We start from the raw sequence: 16,460 nt of genomic DNA on the forward strand, positions 1-16,460 counted from the left end.
TGGTCAACGCGGCCAACATCCAGGCCCAGGGCAACAGCAGCGGGGTGCCGGTGACGGCGGCGGTCAACACCTCGGCGCTCAGCTCGGCCAGCGCGGCCTCGGGCGCGGCGGCGGCCTCGGCCGAGAGTGAGGCGAACCGCTCGCGCAATGCCGCGCGCCAGTCGCAGCCGTCGATCATCTCGGTGCAGATCCTGGGCTTCGGCAATGAGGGCGCCGAGGGCGCGACGCAGGCGCCCGCCGGCGGATCGGCTGGCGCGTCAGCCGCCTACGATCCGGCCAGCGCGGTCCGCGTCCTGGGGCTGGGCGAATTGCCCGCCCAGGCGCAGCGCCAGCTGACCGAACGCGAGCGCGGCAACCTGGGCGCGCTGTAGCGCGGACGGGCGCGGCGGTTTCGGCGCCGCGCCCATCCGTTCCTCTCTTCATCGCGGCGCGCGCGCATGGCGGCGCGCCGGTCAGGAAAGTACCTGGACATGATGCACTCCTTGTCTATCGCGGGCCGGCGGGCGGCCCCCGGCTTGCCGCCCGCCTGGCAGGGCTCGCGCGACTGGAATACCGGCTGGTCCGAGGCGGAGCAGGGCTGTCTGCGGGAACGCGCGGCCGGCGGCTACGCAGGGCTGTTGGGCGCGCAGCTCGCCCCGCCCGAAGCCGGCGCGCGCCTTGATGCGCCCGCCGGCACGGACACCGCCGCGCGCCTGCGCGCGCACCTGGCGAACCGCTACAGCGTCCTGCACGGCCGCCTAGCGCGGCGGCTGGGCTGTGCCGACCTGGCCAGCGACAGCCTGCACAACGCCTGGCTGCGCCTGGAACGGCCGGTGGCCGGAGACGTGATCAACGACGACGCCTATGTGTTCCGCATGGCCTGTCACCTGGCGGTGGACCAGCTGCGCGAGCAGGCGCCATGGCAATCATTGGATGATCCGCAAAGCGTGGGCGTGGAGTTGGCCGACGAGGCGCCGGGTCCGCAGCAAGTGGCCGAATCGCGTTCGGCGCTGGCCGCGCTGGCGCGCGCCATGGACGGCCTGTCGCGGCGCCAGTGCGCGGTGCTGGTGGCGTTGCGCGTGGAGGGCCGCAGCCGCGACGACGTGGCCGCGTGGCTCGGCCTGTCCACGCGCACGATCGACACGGCGTTGCGGCAGGCGCTCAGGCATTGCGAGCAGGGACTGGAACGGCGGGCCGGCGCCGCCCGCTAGGGGCGTGGGGGCGTGGACTTGCTACGATGAGCCCAGGGCCGGCCTGTTGCTGGCTATGGACTGGCAGGGGCAAGCGCATGGACGGCAAGGGCAGGCGAAAGGATTGGGTGACGCGCGCCCCGCAGACCGCCGGGCTGGAACGGATCGAGGCCTATTTCGGCGGCCGCGGCTACGAGATGCATCGGCACGACACCTATGCCATCGGCCGCACCTTGTCCGGCGTGCAGAGCTTTCACTACCGGCGCGGACTGCGCCACAGCCTGCCCGGCGGCACGCTGGTGCTGCATCCGGACGAGGCGCACGACGGCCAGGCTGGCACCGACGCGGGTTTTCGCTATCGCATGCTCTATATCGAACCCGCCTTGGTGCAGCGCATGCTGGGCGGGCGGCCCCTGCCTTTCGTGCAGGGCGGCCTGTCTGACGATCCGCGCCTGCGCGCCGCTGTCGAGCCGCTGCTGCGGGCGATGAGCCAGCCCCTGGATCCGCTGGAAGAGGCGGACGCGCTTTACGATCTGGCGCAAGCGCTGGCCGCCGTCGCCGGCCAGCGCGGCGGTCGCCGTGCGTTCGACTATGGCGCGGCCGAGCGGGCGCGCCAGCGCATCCATGATGGATTGGCCGGCCGGCTGACCTTGGCGGACCTGGAAGCGGCCAGCGGGCGCGACCGCTGGAGCCTGTCGCGCGATTTCCGCGCGCTGTACGGCGTCAGTCCCTATCGCTATGCCACGCTGCGTCGGCTGGATGCATGCCGCCGGCTGATGCTGGCGGGGCAGGGCCTGGCCGAGGCCGCGCTGGCCGCGGGATTCACCGACCAGAGCCACATGAGCCGTCATTTCTCGGCAGCCTACGGCATGCCGCCGGGGCGCTGGCTGGCGATGCTGAGGGCGGGCGCCTGAGACATGTAGCGGTCCGGGCAGGCGGCCGCCCAAGCTGCACGATCTTACAAGACCGCTATCCCGCCGACCGGTAGCCTGGAGTTTTCACATTCCAGGAGTTGCAGCATGTCCGCCGCCATCAATTTCGCCCGCAAGTTCGACCTCATCAAGGAGCAATGGACGCCCAAGGTCATCGCCGAGATGAACGACTACCAGTTCAAGCTCGTCAAGATCCAGGGCGAGTTCGTCTGGCACTCGCACGCCGATACCGACGAGACCTTCATCGTCATCGACGGCGAGCTGCGCATCGATCTGCGCGACGGCGCCGTGACGCTGGCGGCGGGGGAAATGGCGGTGGTGCCGCGCGGCGTCGAACACAAGCCCCATGCCGAGCGCGAAGCCTGTGTCCTGCTGATCGAGCCGCGCGGGGTGCGCAATACCGGCGACGAGGAAGGGGAGCGGACCGCGCCGAACGATGTGTGGATCTAGGCGGGAACGTCGTGCCGGCGGCGACGCCCTGGCGCGGCCGGGGCCGGACGGCGCTGGAAGTCCGCAGGCATGGTCCGGTCAGGGCCGGCGCGCTGTCCTGTCGGTGATGAAAGCGAGCTGGGATTAATACCATTGGTAGAACAGTTTGTTCCGGCCGGAACATGCCTTTCCGGTGGTTCATGTCATGTGCCCGACGGTAGAATTCGTCCACATCGAACTCTCTATCTACCAGTCGAAAGGCAATATTCTCATGAGCAACGCTTATATCGACGCGCTGAAGAAGCGCCGCACGCAGTACGCGCTGGGCCGCAACCTGTCCCTGTCCAAGGAAGAGCTGGTCGCCCTGGTCAAGGACGCGGTCAAGCACAGCCCCTCGTCGTTCAACTCGCAAAGCTCGCGCGCGCTGGTGCTGTTCGGCGCCGAAAGCGTGAAGCTCTGGGATCTGGCCATCGAAGCCGTGCGCAAGGTCGCCCCGGCCGAAGGCTTCGACAAGACCGAAGCCAAGCTCAAGAGCTTCGCCGCTGGCGCCGGCACCATCCTGTTCTTCGAAGACCAGGACGTGGTCCGCAGCCTGCAAGAGAAGTTCGCGCTGTACGCCGACAACTTCCCGGTCTGGTCGGAACAGGCCGGCGGCATGGCCCAGCTTTCCGTTTGGGCCGCGCTGGCCAACGCCGGCGTGGGCGCCAGCCTGCAGCACTACAACCCGCTGGTCGACGCCGACGTGGCGCGCGAGTGGAACATTCCCGCCAGCTGGAAGCTGCGCGCGCAGATGCCGTTCGGTTCGAACGAAGCCGGCTTTGGCGAAAAGGCCTTCATGGACGACGCCGAGCGCTTCCGCGTGGCCGGCTAGGCAAGCGGGGGCATGCTCCCCCGCTGGTCTTGCGCGAAACCCGCGTCCGTCTCCACAAAGACGGCGCGGGTTTTGTTTTGGGCGCGGTTCCTGGCGCTGCGGGCCGCGCGGCGCGTATCGGGAGCCGCAAGGCCGGCGCGTTCAGGACGACAGGTTGGCGAGATAGACCAGCCCGAACGCCAGCAGGCCCAGTCCCTGCGCGATCATCAGCCAGCGCGCGCCCGCCGGCCTGCCCGCCGTATGCCAGTACCCCGCCACGAAGGGCAGGCACAGTGCATTGGCCACGGTGGCGGCCAGCGCCGCCAGCCAGGGTGTCAGGCCCGGGAACATGCCGCCGCTCTGGGCCAGCATCCAGACCGTGACGACAACGCCGGCCGCGCCGATCAGGCCGGCCATGATGGCGAAGAAGCGGGACGCGGCGGCTTTCTCTTCGGCAAGCATCGGGCGGCTCAGGTCAGACGCGCGCCGTTCGGCACGTCCGCGTCCGGCGCGGCCAGCACGATGTCGCCAGCCGCGTCGGCGAAGCCCAGCACCAGCACCTCCGAGCGCACCGGGCCGATCTGGCGCGGCGGGAAATTCACCACGGCCATCACGCGCCGGCCCGGCAGTTCTTCCAGCGTGTAGTGCGTGGTGATCTGCGCCGAGCTTTTCTTCACGCCCACGCCCGGCCCGAAATCGATGGCCAGCTTGTAGGCGGGCTTGCGCGCTTCGGGAAAGGCCTCGGCGGTCTGGATCGTGCCGACGCGGATATCCACCTTCATGAAGTCGTCGAAACCGATGGCGTCGGCAGGCGGGGACGCGGGATCTTGCGTGTAATGCATGCGGATCTCTCTGTATGAATCGTGGGGAAACCTGCCCGCATTATCCCCCTTCGCTCCGCCGTGGCCTCAGACCGGCAGCAAGGGTTCGGCCTGGTGGGCGCGATGCAGCAGCGCCAGGAAGCCGGGCGCCGCCGGCACGTCGGTCGCGCCGATGCGCCGCACGGGCACGCCCGCCGTCCACGAGTTCATCACCACGGCGCCTTTCAGCTCGCGCAAGTCTTGGGCCTGCAGTTCCTGCTCGCGCTGCGGCGCGCCCAGCCGCTCCAGCTGCCGGCGCACGATGCCCATCGTGGTGCCGCCCAGCATCGCCGCCCGTGGCCACACCACGGATTCGCCATCCCAGAATGCCAGGTTCCAGATCGTGGCCTCGCTCAGCCGTCCGTGCCGATCGACAAAGGCGGCGTCGTCGTGGCCCTGGCCAGCGGCCTCGCGCAGCAGATAGGTCTTGGCGACTTCGCCCACATGCTTGACCCCGGGCAGCATGCGCTCGTGCTCGACCAGCGCCAGCGACAGCGGACCGGCAGGGCCCTTGGCGGGCGGCGCCGTATGGACCAGCAGGCGCGGGCGCGCGTCGGGGCCGGCAACGGTGAATTCGCCGGCGGGGGAGTACACCGTGGCCGTCAGCGACAGGTCCGGCGGCCCGGCCTGGATCGCGGCTCGCAAGCGGGCCAGGACTTCCTCGTCGGGCAGCGCCTGGCCGTACAGCGCCTGCGAAGCGGCCCGCAGCCGAGCCAGATGCAGGTCCAGGCCGCGCGCGCGGCCGTCGCGGATCTGCAGGGCGGTGAAGTGGGCATAGCCGGCGAAGGCCAGCGGCGCCAGCGCGGCGGCGTCGGCGTCCCGGCCGTCGACCTGGGATACGTAGCGGGTATTCGGGGAAAGCGGATCTGTCGTCATGGGATGTATGGACGGGATGGAATGACGTTCAATATCCCTTATTGATGCAGCCCTGGGAAACGAGTATTTTTCGAAGCATCATCAAGCAAAATTTGAAGATCATGAGCCGCGTCTTTCCCGCCGGTCGGGCCCTGCGCACCTTCGAGGCCGCCGCCCGCCACCTGAACTTCAGCCGCGCCGCCGACGAACTGGGCCTGACGCCCGCCGCCGTCAGCTACCAGATCAAGGACATCGAGGCGCAGCTCGGCCTGGCGCTGTTCGCGCGCACCAGCCGCAGCATCCGGCTGACGCCGGCGGGCGAGGCGCTGGCCGGCGCCGCCGCCGACGCGTTGGACGGCCTGCGCCGCGCCACCGCCCGGGCGCGGCGGCTGGCGCGCGGCCAGCAGACGCTGCGCCTGTCAGTGGGCGCGCGCTTCGCCACGAACTGGCTGCTGCCGCGCCTGCCGCGTTTTCGCGCCGCGCATCCGCAATGGGAGCTGAGCTTCGATATCAGCGATGCGCTGCGCGACTTCGACGCCCATGACCTGGACGCGGCCATCCGATATGGCGCGGGCCGCTATCCCGGCGTCGTGACGCACCGGCTGTTCAGCACGGTGGTGGTGCCGGTCTGCAGTCCGCGCCTGCTCGAAGCCGGCCCGGCGCCGCGCCTGCCGCGCGACCTGGCCGCGCATACGCTGTGCTACGTGGATTGCCGGCCCGGCGGCGTGGTCTGGCCCAACTGGGCGTTGTGGATGGCCGCCGCCGGCGTGCCGGATTTCGACGACAGCGGCTGCGTCGCCTTCACGGAATCCAGCCATGTGGCGCAGGCGGTCATGGACGGCGGCGCGGTTGGCCTGGTGGAGCGGGAGCTGGTCGCACGCGAGCTGGCCGAGGGCCGGCTGGTCCAGCTGTTCGATGTGGGCGTGACGGCGGGCGGCGACCATGCCTATCACCTGGCCTATCCCGAATCCGGCGCCAACGCGCCGGGCGTGGCGGCGCTGCGCGACTGGATGATGGCGGAATTGGGGCGTTCCGATGCCTGAAATCGCCGCGCGGCGCGCGCCGTCATCCGTGCATAATCACGCATGGCCGGCCCGCGCACGCGGCAGATGGCCGTCGCGCCCCAGCTTCTCGCAAAGGAACCGCCGTGGACCGGATACTCTCGGAATTGTCGACGACCCTGCCCAACGCCAAGAGCGTCGAGGAACTGGCGCGGCCGTTGCTGGACATGCTCGGGGCCATCACCGGGCTGGAGTCCACCTACCTCACCTCGATCGACCTGCAGGCCGGCGTCCAGCACGTGCGCTATGCGCGCAATGAAGGCGGCATGCAGATCCCCGAAGGCATGGACGTGCCCTGGGCCGACACGCTGTGCAAGCGCGCGCTGGACGAAGGGCGCACCAGCACCAGCGATGTCGCGAGCTGCTGGCCGGACTCCGAGGCCGCGCGCAAGCTCGGCATCCAGACTTACGTCAGCGCGCCGGTGCGCGCTGGTGACGGCACGCTGCTGGGCACGCTGTGCGGCGCCAGCGCCAGCCAGCAGGCCGTCGCGCCGCAGGCCGAGGCCGTGCTCAAGCTGTTCTCCGCCATGCTCGCCAATTTCATGGAACGCGAGCTGCTGGTCGAGCAGCTACGCTCGGCCAATGTGCGGCTGCTGTCGTATGCGCTGAGCGATCCGCTCACAGGCTTGCCCAATCGCCGCGCCATCTACGAAGAGCTGGAGCGCCTGCAGGGCCGCGCGCTGCGCGAGGGCGGCAGCATCCTGGTCGGCGTGATCGACCTGGACGGATTCAAGTCCATCAACGATGCCCACGGGCATCAGAACGGCGACATCTTCCTGCAGGAAATGGGACGCCGGCTGGCCGCGTCGCTGCGCGCTTCCGACATGCTCGGCCGGCTGGGCGGCGACGAATTCGTGCTGATCGGCCCGGGGCCGGCCGTGGCGCGCGGCGACACGGGGCCGATGGGTCACGAGATCCTGCGCGGCGACGCCGAAGAGGCCGCGCGCGCGCTGGAGGACCGCACGGCGGTGGCCACGCTCGGCAACTTCCAGCTGGGCGAGATCACGCTGCCCTACGACGGCGCCAGCGTCGGCGTGGTGGCGCTGGATCCGCGCGGCCTGACGGCCGAGGAAGCGGTCAGGCTGGCCGATACGCGCATGTATGTGGTCAAGCGGGCGCGCAAGGGCGCGCGCGTGATGCATTGAAAGCACGGCGGGCGGCGTCCGGCGCCGCTCGTGCGCGTTCCGCGCCCTGTGTCCCGAGCCGCGACTATTCGTATCTGCCGGCAGCCGCCGACCACTTCAACGTCTGCTTCCAGACACCCTTCTGCTGGCGCAGCTGGATGTCGAAGTAGCCATCGGTCTTGCCGGGCAGCAGGGACAGCGTGTTGCTCGCGTCCGATTCGATATGCTCGCGCGTGCCGTCGGGGTTCCAGTCGCCGGCCAGCATCTTGTAGAACGCCATCGGCTGGGCGAACACCACGCGCAGCGCGCGGCCCTCGATGCGGAACAGGTACAGCGCCTCGAAATCGGCGCCGCCGCCGGAATAGCCCTCGCTCCAGCCGGCGCGCACGCCGAAGGCGGTTTCGTCCGGGCGGATCTGGTAGCGTGCCAGGTCGAAGCGCTTCCAGCTTTGCGGCGCGGCCAGCATGGGCTTGCCCGCGTCCTGCATCGCCAGGTCGATGGGCGGATCGATGTTGGAGCCATCCCAGTCCGTTTGCGCGGAGACCGGACCCTCGGTGCGCGCGACCAGCGCCGGCGCGCCGTCCGCCCCGGTTTCGAACACGCCGAACCACACGGACTTCTGATCGCCCTCGCTGCCGGACAAGGCCACGCATTCGTTGCGCGAGTACTTGGCCGACTGCGCCGCCGCCTCGGCCGAGGCCGCCAGGCAGACCATGCCGACGTAGGCGCGCGCGCGCTGCGGCCAGGGCTTGGCGCCGGCCAGCACCAGCCGGTCCGCCGGCTGGCCGGGAGCCAGCTGCCGCAGCAGGAAGTCCGCCGTGAAGCCCGCCGGCAGCGCCGTGCCGAAACCGTCCGGCGCGGGCTTGCCCGACATCTGCTGGTCGAACATCTGCCTGGCCGCGTCGGTCTGGATGACGTCGCGCACCTGGTCCAGCGATTTGACCGTGGTCTGGGCCTGGGCGCAGGACAGGGCGAGGACCAGCGACAGGGGCAACAGGGCGGCGGGGCGCAGGCGCATGATGAGAGGATCCGAAGCAAAGGCAGGCCGTGGGGATGGCAGATTGTAGAGGCGGCCGGCGGGCCGCCGCGCGCGGCCCGTTCCTTCACGATATGGCGCTATATTCGGTAGCGCCGATTTTCCGCCGGCGAGTCCGTCGGCGCATCATCCGTCCCGGCGCCTTGATCTGTTTGTCATGCCCCACGCCTCGAACACCGTTTATCGCCGTCCTTCCCCCTGGCTGCGCCTGCTGGCCGGCGTCTGCCTGCTGCCGCTGGCCGCCTGGGGCGCCGGCGCGCTGTGGTTCCAGTTTCCCGGCGGCGCGGCGGCGCGCGGCGTGGCCGTGGCGGCCTGGACCGCGCTGCATCTCTGGCTGCTGTGCCTGCTGATCGCCGGCCGACCCTGGCGCGCCGGCCGCCGCTGGTGGGCCGGCTGGGCGCTGGTCGTGATCGCGCTGCTGGTCTGGTGGCACACGCTGCGGCCGTCCAACGACCGCGACTGGGCCGACGAGGTGAGCCGCATGCCGCGGGGCACGGTGCAGGGCGACCACGTGCGCCTGCAAGACGTGCGCAACTTCGACTGGCGCGGCGACGCCGACTACGACGCCCGCTGGGACACCCGCGACTACGACCTGAGCCGGCTGCGCAGCGTGGACATGATCCTGTCCACCTGGGGCATGCCGGCCATCGCCCACACCCTGGTGTCCTTCGGTTTCGACGATGGCCAGCGCGTGGTGTTCTCGGTCGAGATCCGCAAGGAGCGCGGCGAGCAGTTCTCCGAGCTGGGCGGCTTCTTCAAGCAGTTCGAACTGAGCGTGATCGCCGCCGACGAGCGCGACATCGTGCGGGTGCGCACCGCCGTGCGCGGCGAAACGGTGTCGATCTACCCCATCCGCATGCCGCCCGAGGCCATGCGCGCGCTGTTCCTGTCTTATGTGGACACGGCCAATGCGCTGCGCGCCGAACCGCGCTTCTATCACACGGTCACCGCCAACTGCACCACCATCATCTACCAGATGGTGCGCGCCATCGTGCCCGGCCTGCCGGTCGACTACCGCCTCCTGCTGTCCGGCTACCTGCCCGAATACCTGTATGAACACGGCGGCCTGGACGCCAGCCGCCCGCTGGACGCGATCCGGCGCGATGCCGACATCACTGCGCGCGCGGCCCGGGCCGGCAACACGCCGGCGTTCTCGCAAGCCATACGCGAACCTTTCCTGTCCCCCCGACCATGAAGCATTCCCTCGGGCTCGTCGCGCGCTGCGCCGCGCTGCTGCTGATCCTGGCGACCGCCGGCTGCGCCGGCGTCAAGGTCGCGTCCGTCAGCACGCAGGACTACATCGCCCAGCGGCGCGGCGACGTGCTCACCACCGGCAAGCTCAGCGCTGCCGCCAGCGAGGCGCTGGCCGTGCTGGGCCTGGACGCCGACAAATGCCGCGCGTCCGCGCTCAACTGCACCAGCGCGCTGCGCGGCAGCGACGGCCTGGACACCGAGCGCCAGCTGTCCACGCTGTCCGAGGTCTGGCTGCTGCACGCGGTGGAGCTGGAACGCCAGCGCCCCGTCGCCGCGACCGACCGCGACGAGCTGCTGGACGCCTACCTGCAAAGCGCGCGCTACGCCTACGCCTACCTGTTCCACTCGCCGCGCCCGCCGGCCGAGCGCGCCTTCGAGGACCGCCAGACCCAGGTGCGCGACTACTACAACTACGCGGTGCAGCAGTCCGTCACGCGTCTGTTCTCGCACTACCGCGACGCGCCCAAGGCCGATGCCGCGCGCGGCGGCGAGAGCGGCCGCATCGGCGACTGGGACATCCACTTCCTGCTGGACGAGGTGCGCCTGCCCGGCGGCAAGACCACGCCCTACGAGCTGATCCCGGCGTCCACGCTGACCTTCAGCGGCCTGCGCAGCATGTACCGGCGCGACGGCTTCGGCGCCGAGCTGGTCGCCGTCATGGCGCGCAGCGTCAACGACAAGGACACCTTCGAGAAACCCTATAGCGAAACCCCGTTCCCGGCGCTGTCGGTGATCCTGTCCTTCAAGGGCCGCACGCTGGCCCAGATCCTGGAGACGCACGACGCCGCCTTCACGGTCTCGGATCCGTATCGGCGCTACTACGTATCGCTGGGCGGCATCTCGGTGCCGCTTGCCGCCAACTTCACGTCGGGCTACGGCCTGTGGCTGGCGCGCTCGGGCTTCGCCACGCAGGCGCTGCGCAACACCATCGGCACGTCCGACGGGCTGGCCGAGCCGCATATCTACCTGCTGCAGCCCTACGACCCCGACCGCCGCATCATCGTCATGCTGCACGGCCTGGCCAGCAGCCCCGAGGCCTGGATCAACACGGCCAACGAAGTGCTGGGTGATGAGGTGCTGCGGCGCGGCTACCAGATCTGGCAGGTCTACTACCCGACCAACGCGCCCTTGCCCTACAACAACGCCGAGATCCGCAAGGCGCTGCGGCGCACGCTGGAACACTTCGACCCAATGGGCACGGCGCGCGCCTCGCGCGACATGGTCGTCATCGGTCACAGCATGGGCGGCATCCTGAGCCGTCTGATGGTGTCCTCGTCGGGCGACGTGCTGTGGAAGGCATTGCAGGAATACCGCTCGTTCACGCCCGAGGAAATGGCCGAGGCCGAAGCCGAGTTCGGCGACATGATGCGCTTCGAGCCTTTCCACGGCATCACCCGCGCCGTCTTCATCGCCACGCCGCATCGCGGCACCGACTTCGCCGAGCACCGGCTGGCGCGCTGGGCCTCGAACCTGATCACGCTGCCGGCCACCGTGCTGCGCAAGTTCGCCCGCATGAGCCAGCGCGCCGAAGGCGGTGAAATGCCCGGCGGCGAGCCCTACTACATCCCCAACGGCGTGGACAGCCTGAGTCCCAAGGACCCGTTCATCCAGCTGCTGCCGCAGATGCCGATCTCGCCCGACGTGACGTTCCACAGCATTGTCGCCACCGACAAGCCGGACGCGCCGCTGGAGGAATCCACCGACGGCTTCGTCACGTATCACAGCGCGCACCTGGACGGCGCGGCGTCGGAAGCGGTGATTCCGTACACGCACAGCGTGCAGGAAGCGCCGGAGGCCATCCTGGAGATCCGGCGGGTGCTGCGCGAGCATCTGGGGGCGGCGAAGTAGGGCGACCGGTCAGCGCCGGCGCCGGTCCGGCGTTCAGCTCATATCCATGGGTTCGTCCGGGAAGGGACCGATTTCCATGGGTTCCGCCCTGGTACCCGCCCTCCGAGGGCTGAACGTGGCGCGATCTCCTTCGATGTTCAGGTTCCGGAGCGTGGGCCGGTCGTGCCAGATCCCGGAAGGCAGGGACGCGTCGACCAGCACGTTGTGCATTCTGCTGTCCATCCTGACCGGCCCGTGATAGGCCTCCACGTCCCTGCGCAGCAGGTTCGCCAGTCCTTGCCCAAGCGTGGCGCCGCTCTCGGTCGGCGTGGCGGAGCTGCAGGCGATCACGCGCACACTGTCGTACTCGGCCAGGTCGGGGACGCTGCGCTCTAACAGACTGACCAGCGAGGGGGCGGTCAGGCTCGTCCATGTGCGGTTGGCGGTCTGCACCCGCAGCATGCCCGGGATGCCGTGCGAGACCACGTTCAGGCGCCTGCCCTGGGTCCTGCCTATGGTGGGGGAATCCTCGAACAGGCCGATACCGCCGGTGCCGGCCTCGTTATAGTGCCGGAAATTCCTGGCTTCGCCGCCCAGCGTCACCAGATGGTCGGTTTCGGTCTGCACGCCGTGGACCACGCGGGCGGTTTCCCCGGCGGCCTCGCCCGCGGCCGGCAGCAGGCGGCCCGCCGCCCGGACCAGGCCGGCCGCGCCCGTGATCATGCCGGGCAGGCCGAAGGCCAGCGAGCTCCAGCCCAGGATGGCCGAGGCTGTCGGGCTGGCCGATTCCAGCGCGCCGCCGACGATGGCGGTCACGTCGGCCGCCAGCCCCAGTCCGCCGACCACGCCGACCGCCGATATGCCGGCGGTGGCCGCCGCCACCACGCCTTCGGTCGCCAGCAAGGGCGCCGCCGCCACGCCGAAGGTGGCGACCGTGGCGACGATGCCGACGATGCCCAGGCCGATGCCCAGCCAGGCCTGCCAGCTGAGATGGCCGCTGGGATCGCCGCGGTTGATTGGGTCGCCCACGCAATAGGCATAGGGATTGATGCCGCCGGCGCCGAAGGGGCTGAGGCTGTCCGGCGCGTTGAAGCGCATCAGCACGGGGTTGTAGGCGCGGTAGCCGTTGCCCAGGTGATAGGCGCCGCTGACCGGATCCACGCGCTCGCCGTTGTAGCCCAGCGCGGACAGCGCATCGTCGCTGGCGGGCCGGTGGCCGTAGGGCGAGTAGGCGCAGGCGCGGGTGGCGCCGCCCTGCTGCGCCAGGATCACGCTGCGCTGCGCATCGGTGCCCAGCAGGGTGGTGCCCGCGCCGGCGCCCGTGCCGTCGCGGCGCTGCGCCACGCAGCTGGCGCCCGCGCGGATGTAGCGGGTCTTGTGCCCGCTTTCCCGGCGGATCTCGTTGGCCAGGCTGCCATCGCGGTAATAGAGATCGCGCGTGTCGTCCGGCCCGGCCAGCTGGGCCACCAGCTGGTTCAGCGCGTTGTAGCGGTAGCTGGCGCCGCGGACGCCGCCACCCTCCACGCTGGCCAGCCGCCCCAATGGGTCATAGCCCAGCTTGCGTCCCGCCTCGTCGCGTATCAGGCGGCCGCAATGGTCATAGTCCAGCTTGATGCTGGGGGGATAGGCCGGATGGCTGTGCCGGACCTCGGCAAGCTGATTGGTATCGGTGGAGTCGTACAGGAACAGGGCGGTATCGCTGCCGCCGTCGAATTCGGTCCTGCATTCGACGATGTTGTCCACCGCGTCATAGCGGAATGTCTGCTGCGATATCGGCTTGCCGTAGGGATCGCGCGGCAGATGGCTGGCGTCGCCGATGCACTGGTAGCGTTGCAGGCGGTTGCGCGCGTCGTACTCGTACTGCTCGCGGCGCGCCAGGCTGGACCCGCGCCAGGTTTCGCGCTCGCGCAGCTGGCCGTTGGCATGGTAGCGGCGGTGGATCTTCCAGGTTTCCCCGCCGGATTTCAGCTCGCGTCCTGATTCGCGGTTGAATTCGTCGTAGTCCAGCGTCAGCGCCAGCGCGGCGCCCGTCTGACGGTCCGTGACGTCGCGCTGGTGGACGCGGCCAAGCGCGTCGTAGCGCAGGGCGATGTCGACATGGCTGTTGCGCAGCCGCGCGGGCCGGCCCATGTCGTCGTAGTCCCATGATTCGGCCCCCTCGGATACGTCGACATACGACAGCGGCAGGCCATTGGCCGTGTAGTCGCCGCTGGCGACGCGCACGCTGGCATTGCCGCCGCTGAACGTTTCCTCGCACAGCAGACCCAGGGTGTCGTGGCGCGCGGCGTAGCCGCTTCGATAGCCCGCGCCTGACTCATCGGCGCCGGTCAGCCAGCCCATGGCCGGGTCATAGTCGAAGGTCTGCACGCAGTCGCCGACGCTGACGCGCCCGACCGCGTTGTCCAGGGCGGCGATGTAGTCGTACCGGATCACCGCGCCGTCCGGGCCCGTGACGCGCGATGGCGCGGGGTCGCAGTCCCGGTCATAGTCATAGGCATACTGGCGCTGGCCGTTGCTGCTGCTCCGGCGCCGGCCCAGGCCGTCGAAGCGCTGCGTGCCCTGGCTGGCGCCGTTCACCTCGATCGAGGCAATCGCGTCCGCGCTGGTGGCGTCGGGCGCATAGCGCCTGGCCACCTTGGCGCCGTCCGGCAGGGTGACGAGGATCGGGCGACCCCAGTCGTCGTACTTGTAGCGGGTTTCGCGGCCCAGCTCGTCGCGGTTGCGGATGAGCCAGCCCAGGCCGTTGTAGTCGTTGACGATGACGCCGTCCACCGCGCCGGCAGCGTCCAGGCGCTCGACGCGCACCGGCTTGCCCTGGGCGTTGTAGCGGGTCCGGCGCGAGCCTTGTCCTTCGCCGTCCAGCCGGGTCTCGGCGCTGCGCGCCACCGGGTCGTAGCGGGTCAGCAGGCGGTAGCCATTGCTGTGGGCGATGCTCTCGACCTGGCCCCAGCCGTCGTAGGTCCGGGTCTGCGTGGCCTGTAGCGAGCGCGGCGCGCCGCCATCCCTGGGCACCGCGTCCCAGGCCGTCGTGACGCTCAGGCGGCCCCTGTCGTCATAGCCTTGCGTGGAGACCGGCGTCCATGCCTGCGCGTCGCGGGCCTTCTGCTCTTGCCGGATCTGCCGGCCCAGGCCGTCGAACAGCGTGCGCGTCTGGTTACCGGCCGGGTCGATCGCCAGCGTCACGGGCAGCCCGTCCTCGTCTTCGAGGTAGCGGTAGGCGTTGATGCTCTCGTAGGGCGTGCCGGGATTGCGCAGGCTGCGCGTCAGGCGGCCCAGCCTGTCGTACTTGTATTGCGCGACGTTGCCCTGCGCGTCGGTGGCCGACCAGACCCGTCCGGTCCAGCGTGATTGGACCTGTCCGCTGCGGGTGACCAGGCCGTCGTGCGTGCGGTAGTCCACCGTCTGGATGGACTGGTCGCCGTCGAACACGAAGCTGAATTCATGGGTGTTGACGTAAGGGCCGTCCCGGGCAGGCAGGCTGTCCTGGATCCGCAGGATGCGGCCCAGTTCCTGCGAGGCGGTGTCGGCCTGGTACGCGGTGGTCCGGCTGGCCAGCAGCCGGCCGTCGGCCAGCGTGTCCTCGCGCACCTGGACGGCGGCCGGAAAGGCCACGTCGCCGTGGCTGCGCGGCGTCGTGGCGATGGCGGCATAGCGGTACTGCGTGGCGCGCAGCGGCGTCGGACCCAGGTCCTGCGGCGGCAGCACCGATTGTTGCTTGAGCAGCCGCACCAGGCCGTTCGGTTCGGCCGGCGCCATGCCGGCCTCGCCCGCGTCGGGATAGTATTCCCACTGCGTGAGCGTGCCGTCGGGCGTCAGGCGGCGGGTGGGATTGCCATGCGCGTCGAATTCGGTGAGCGTTTCCTCGGTGCGCGTCTGGTACTCGTCGTTGCGATAGGTGGTCTGCACGCGCTTGGGCAGCTGGAACTGTCTGGGCTGCTGCTCGAACGGCGTGCCTTTTTCGGCGTAGTACTGCGTTTCGGCGAGGGTTTCGCAGCCGTCCTCCTGAGTCTCCACCCGAACCAGCAGATGGAAGCTGTTGTAGTGCTGTGTCACGCGCCTGTCGCCGGTGGTGGCGCGGCACCAGTATTCATAGCCGGTCAGCACGCCGTACAGATAATCCGAGTCCGATTTCCACGCGCCGCCCTGGCCGCCGTAGCCCAGGTAGTTGTAGGAGGAATAGGCGTAGTCGGTGACGAGGTCCGGCTGCCCGGCGCCCGGTTGCTGGATATATCGCTTGACGGCGGGCAGCGCGGTCTTGAGCGTCGAGGCGGACGGAAAGCGCTGTGCGTCGCGCTGATACAGCGCGCGCTGCACCATGCCGGTGGGCGCGGTGATCTTCGTGATCAGGTTGCGGCCGCCCACGCTCTCGTAGTCGAAGGTCCAGTCCAGCGCCGGTTCGGCGCCGCCGTGTCGCAGCTGCTTCAGGTAGCCGTTCTGGAACGACAGCGTGATCTCGTAGGCCTCGACGGTGTCGGGCCAGACCTGCAAGGTGGTCTGGCTGCGGGTGCCGCCGTCGGGATAGGCGATCCGCAGGAACACATGCTGGCGCTCGTCCCGCACCGACAGCAGCCGTGGCGGCGCCTGGGTCAGATCCCATTCCAGCTCCAGCTGGTGGCCCAGCGGGGAATACAGCTTGAGCGGCACCTTGATGTCGTTGGCCAGGTCCGGGCCGCTGAGGATTTCGACTTCGCCGGTCTTGCGCAGCACGCGGTAGCCGTCGCCGCGCTTTTCGAAGCGCAGGCTGTCCAGTTTCTGCTGACGCAGGCTTACCGAGTCCGGCGACTCCTGCACCATGTACTGCTCGCCGCTGGACAGCGACAGCCGCTTCGCCTTGCGGTCATAGCGGCTCAGGCCCAGCGTCCAGCCGATGCCCAGGCCCGCGTCGACCGCGTTCAGCGGCGTATAGCTCAGCGCCAGCGGCAGGGTGGGGCCGAGGTTGTCGTTGCCGTGTATCTGCAAGAGCGGGATGCTGATGTTGAACAGGCCCGTGCGCATATCCACGCCGCCCTGCACCGCGGTCGCGAAGTTGAAGGCCTGGGAATAGAAGTCGTCCATGGAAATGC

The 16,460-nt window shown here is 69.7% G+C and carries 13 protein-coding genes and 1 pseudogene; 9 read left to right on the forward strand and 5 right to left on the reverse strand.

Annotated elements, in window-relative coordinates; genetic code table 11:
- The 5 genes and pseudogenes from AC6LJ9_RS19900 to AC6LJ9_RS19920 form a co-directional block, all read left to right on the forward strand.
- Nucleotides 1-371: pseudogene (locus AC6LJ9_RS19900) on the forward strand (filamentous hemagglutinin family protein); the annotation flags it as partial.
- Nucleotides 372-470: 99 nt separating this feature from the next.
- The gene (locus AC6LJ9_RS19905) at nt 471-1,190 is read left to right on the forward strand and encodes an RNA polymerase sigma factor (protein ID WP_498148930.1); all 720 of its coding nucleotides are present in this window, start codon (nt 471-473) and stop codon (nt 1,188-1,190) included.
- Between the two features lie 77 nt (nt 1,191-1,267).
- On the forward strand, nt 1,268-2,083 hold the full coding sequence (locus AC6LJ9_RS19910) for an AraC family transcriptional regulator (protein ID WP_498148931.1): 816 nt from the start codon (nt 1,268-1,270) through the stop codon (nt 2,081-2,083).
- Between the two features lie 105 nt (nt 2,084-2,188).
- Nucleotides 2,189-2,551, forward strand: a complete 363-nt coding sequence (locus tag AC6LJ9_RS19915) for a cupin domain-containing protein (protein ID WP_498148932.1) — start codon at nt 2,189-2,191, stop codon at nt 2,549-2,551.
- Between the two features lie 250 nt (nt 2,552-2,801).
- The gene (locus AC6LJ9_RS19920) at nt 2,802-3,401 is read left to right on the forward strand and encodes a nitroreductase family protein (protein WP_103272973.1); all 600 of its coding nucleotides are present in this window, start codon (nt 2,802-2,804) and stop codon (nt 3,399-3,401) included.
- Between the two features lie 141 nt (nt 3,402-3,542).
- On the opposite strand, the gene AC6LJ9_RS19925 is transcribed toward AC6LJ9_RS19920, so the two are convergent.
- The 3 genes from AC6LJ9_RS19925 to AC6LJ9_RS19935 all read right to left on the reverse strand — a co-directional run bounded on the left by AC6LJ9_RS19925 (nt 3,543) and on the right by AC6LJ9_RS19935 (nt 5,116).
- Nucleotides 3,543-3,842: a hypothetical protein gene (locus AC6LJ9_RS19925; protein ID WP_498148933.1), complete on the reverse strand. Its 300-nt coding sequence runs from the start codon at nt 3,840-3,842 to the stop codon at nt 3,543-3,545.
- An 8-nt stretch (nt 3,843-3,850) separates the two neighbouring features.
- The gene (locus AC6LJ9_RS19930; protein WP_212317974.1) at nt 3,851-4,222 is read right to left on the reverse strand and encodes a tRNA-binding protein; all 372 of its coding nucleotides are present in this window, start codon (nt 4,220-4,222) and stop codon (nt 3,851-3,853) included.
- A 66-nt stretch (nt 4,223-4,288) separates the two neighbouring features.
- A complete protein-coding gene (locus AC6LJ9_RS19935) occupies nt 4,289-5,116 on the reverse strand; it encodes an aminotransferase class IV family protein (protein ID WP_498148934.1) in 828 nt (275 codons plus the stop codon).
- A 101-nt stretch (nt 5,117-5,217) separates the two neighbouring features.
- On the opposite strand from AC6LJ9_RS19935, the gene AC6LJ9_RS19940 reads away from it, so the two are divergent.
- On the forward strand, nt 5,218-6,138 hold the full coding sequence (locus AC6LJ9_RS19940) for a LysR substrate-binding domain-containing protein (RefSeq protein ID WP_498148935.1): 921 nt from the start codon (nt 5,218-5,220) through the stop codon (nt 6,136-6,138).
- Between the two features lie 104 nt (nt 6,139-6,242).
- Nucleotides 6,243-7,301: a GGDEF domain-containing protein gene (locus AC6LJ9_RS19945; RefSeq protein ID WP_498148936.1), complete on the forward strand. Its 1,059-nt coding sequence runs from the start codon at nt 6,243-6,245 to the stop codon at nt 7,299-7,301.
- Nucleotides 7,302-7,365: 64 nt separating this feature from the next.
- Here the strand turns inward: AC6LJ9_RS19945 and AC6LJ9_RS19950 are convergent, their stop codons facing one another.
- Nucleotides 7,366-8,298, reverse strand: a complete 933-nt coding sequence (locus AC6LJ9_RS19950) for a hypothetical protein (protein WP_498148937.1) — start codon at nt 8,296-8,298, stop codon at nt 7,366-7,368.
- Between the two features lie 175 nt (nt 8,299-8,473).
- On the opposite strand from AC6LJ9_RS19950, the gene AC6LJ9_RS19955 reads away from it, so the two are divergent.
- Nucleotides 8,474-9,511, forward strand: coding sequence for an Lnb N-terminal periplasmic domain-containing protein (locus AC6LJ9_RS19955; protein WP_498148938.1), 1,038 nt, complete (start codon nt 8,474-8,476; stop codon nt 9,509-9,511).
- Entirely contained in the window at nt 9,508-11,418 is a 1,911-nt protein-coding gene (locus AC6LJ9_RS19960; RefSeq protein ID WP_498148939.1) for an esterase/lipase family protein, read from the forward strand. Before AC6LJ9_RS19955 ends, AC6LJ9_RS19960 begins: the two co-directional genes overlap by 4 nt.
- A gap of 33 nt (nt 11,419-11,451) precedes the next feature.
- Here AC6LJ9_RS19960 and AC6LJ9_RS19965 read toward each other — a convergent pair whose 3' ends face one another.
- Nucleotides 11,452-16,452 carry an RHS repeat-associated core domain-containing protein gene (locus tag AC6LJ9_RS19965; RefSeq protein ID WP_498148940.1) on the reverse strand — a complete coding sequence of 1,667 codons (5,001 nt, stop codon included), beginning with the start codon at nt 16,450-16,452 and terminating at the stop codon, nt 11,452-11,454.
- Nucleotides 16,453-16,460: the final 8 nt, after the last annotated feature.

The organism is Achromobacter sp. 1011811831, from assembly GCF_059760905.1.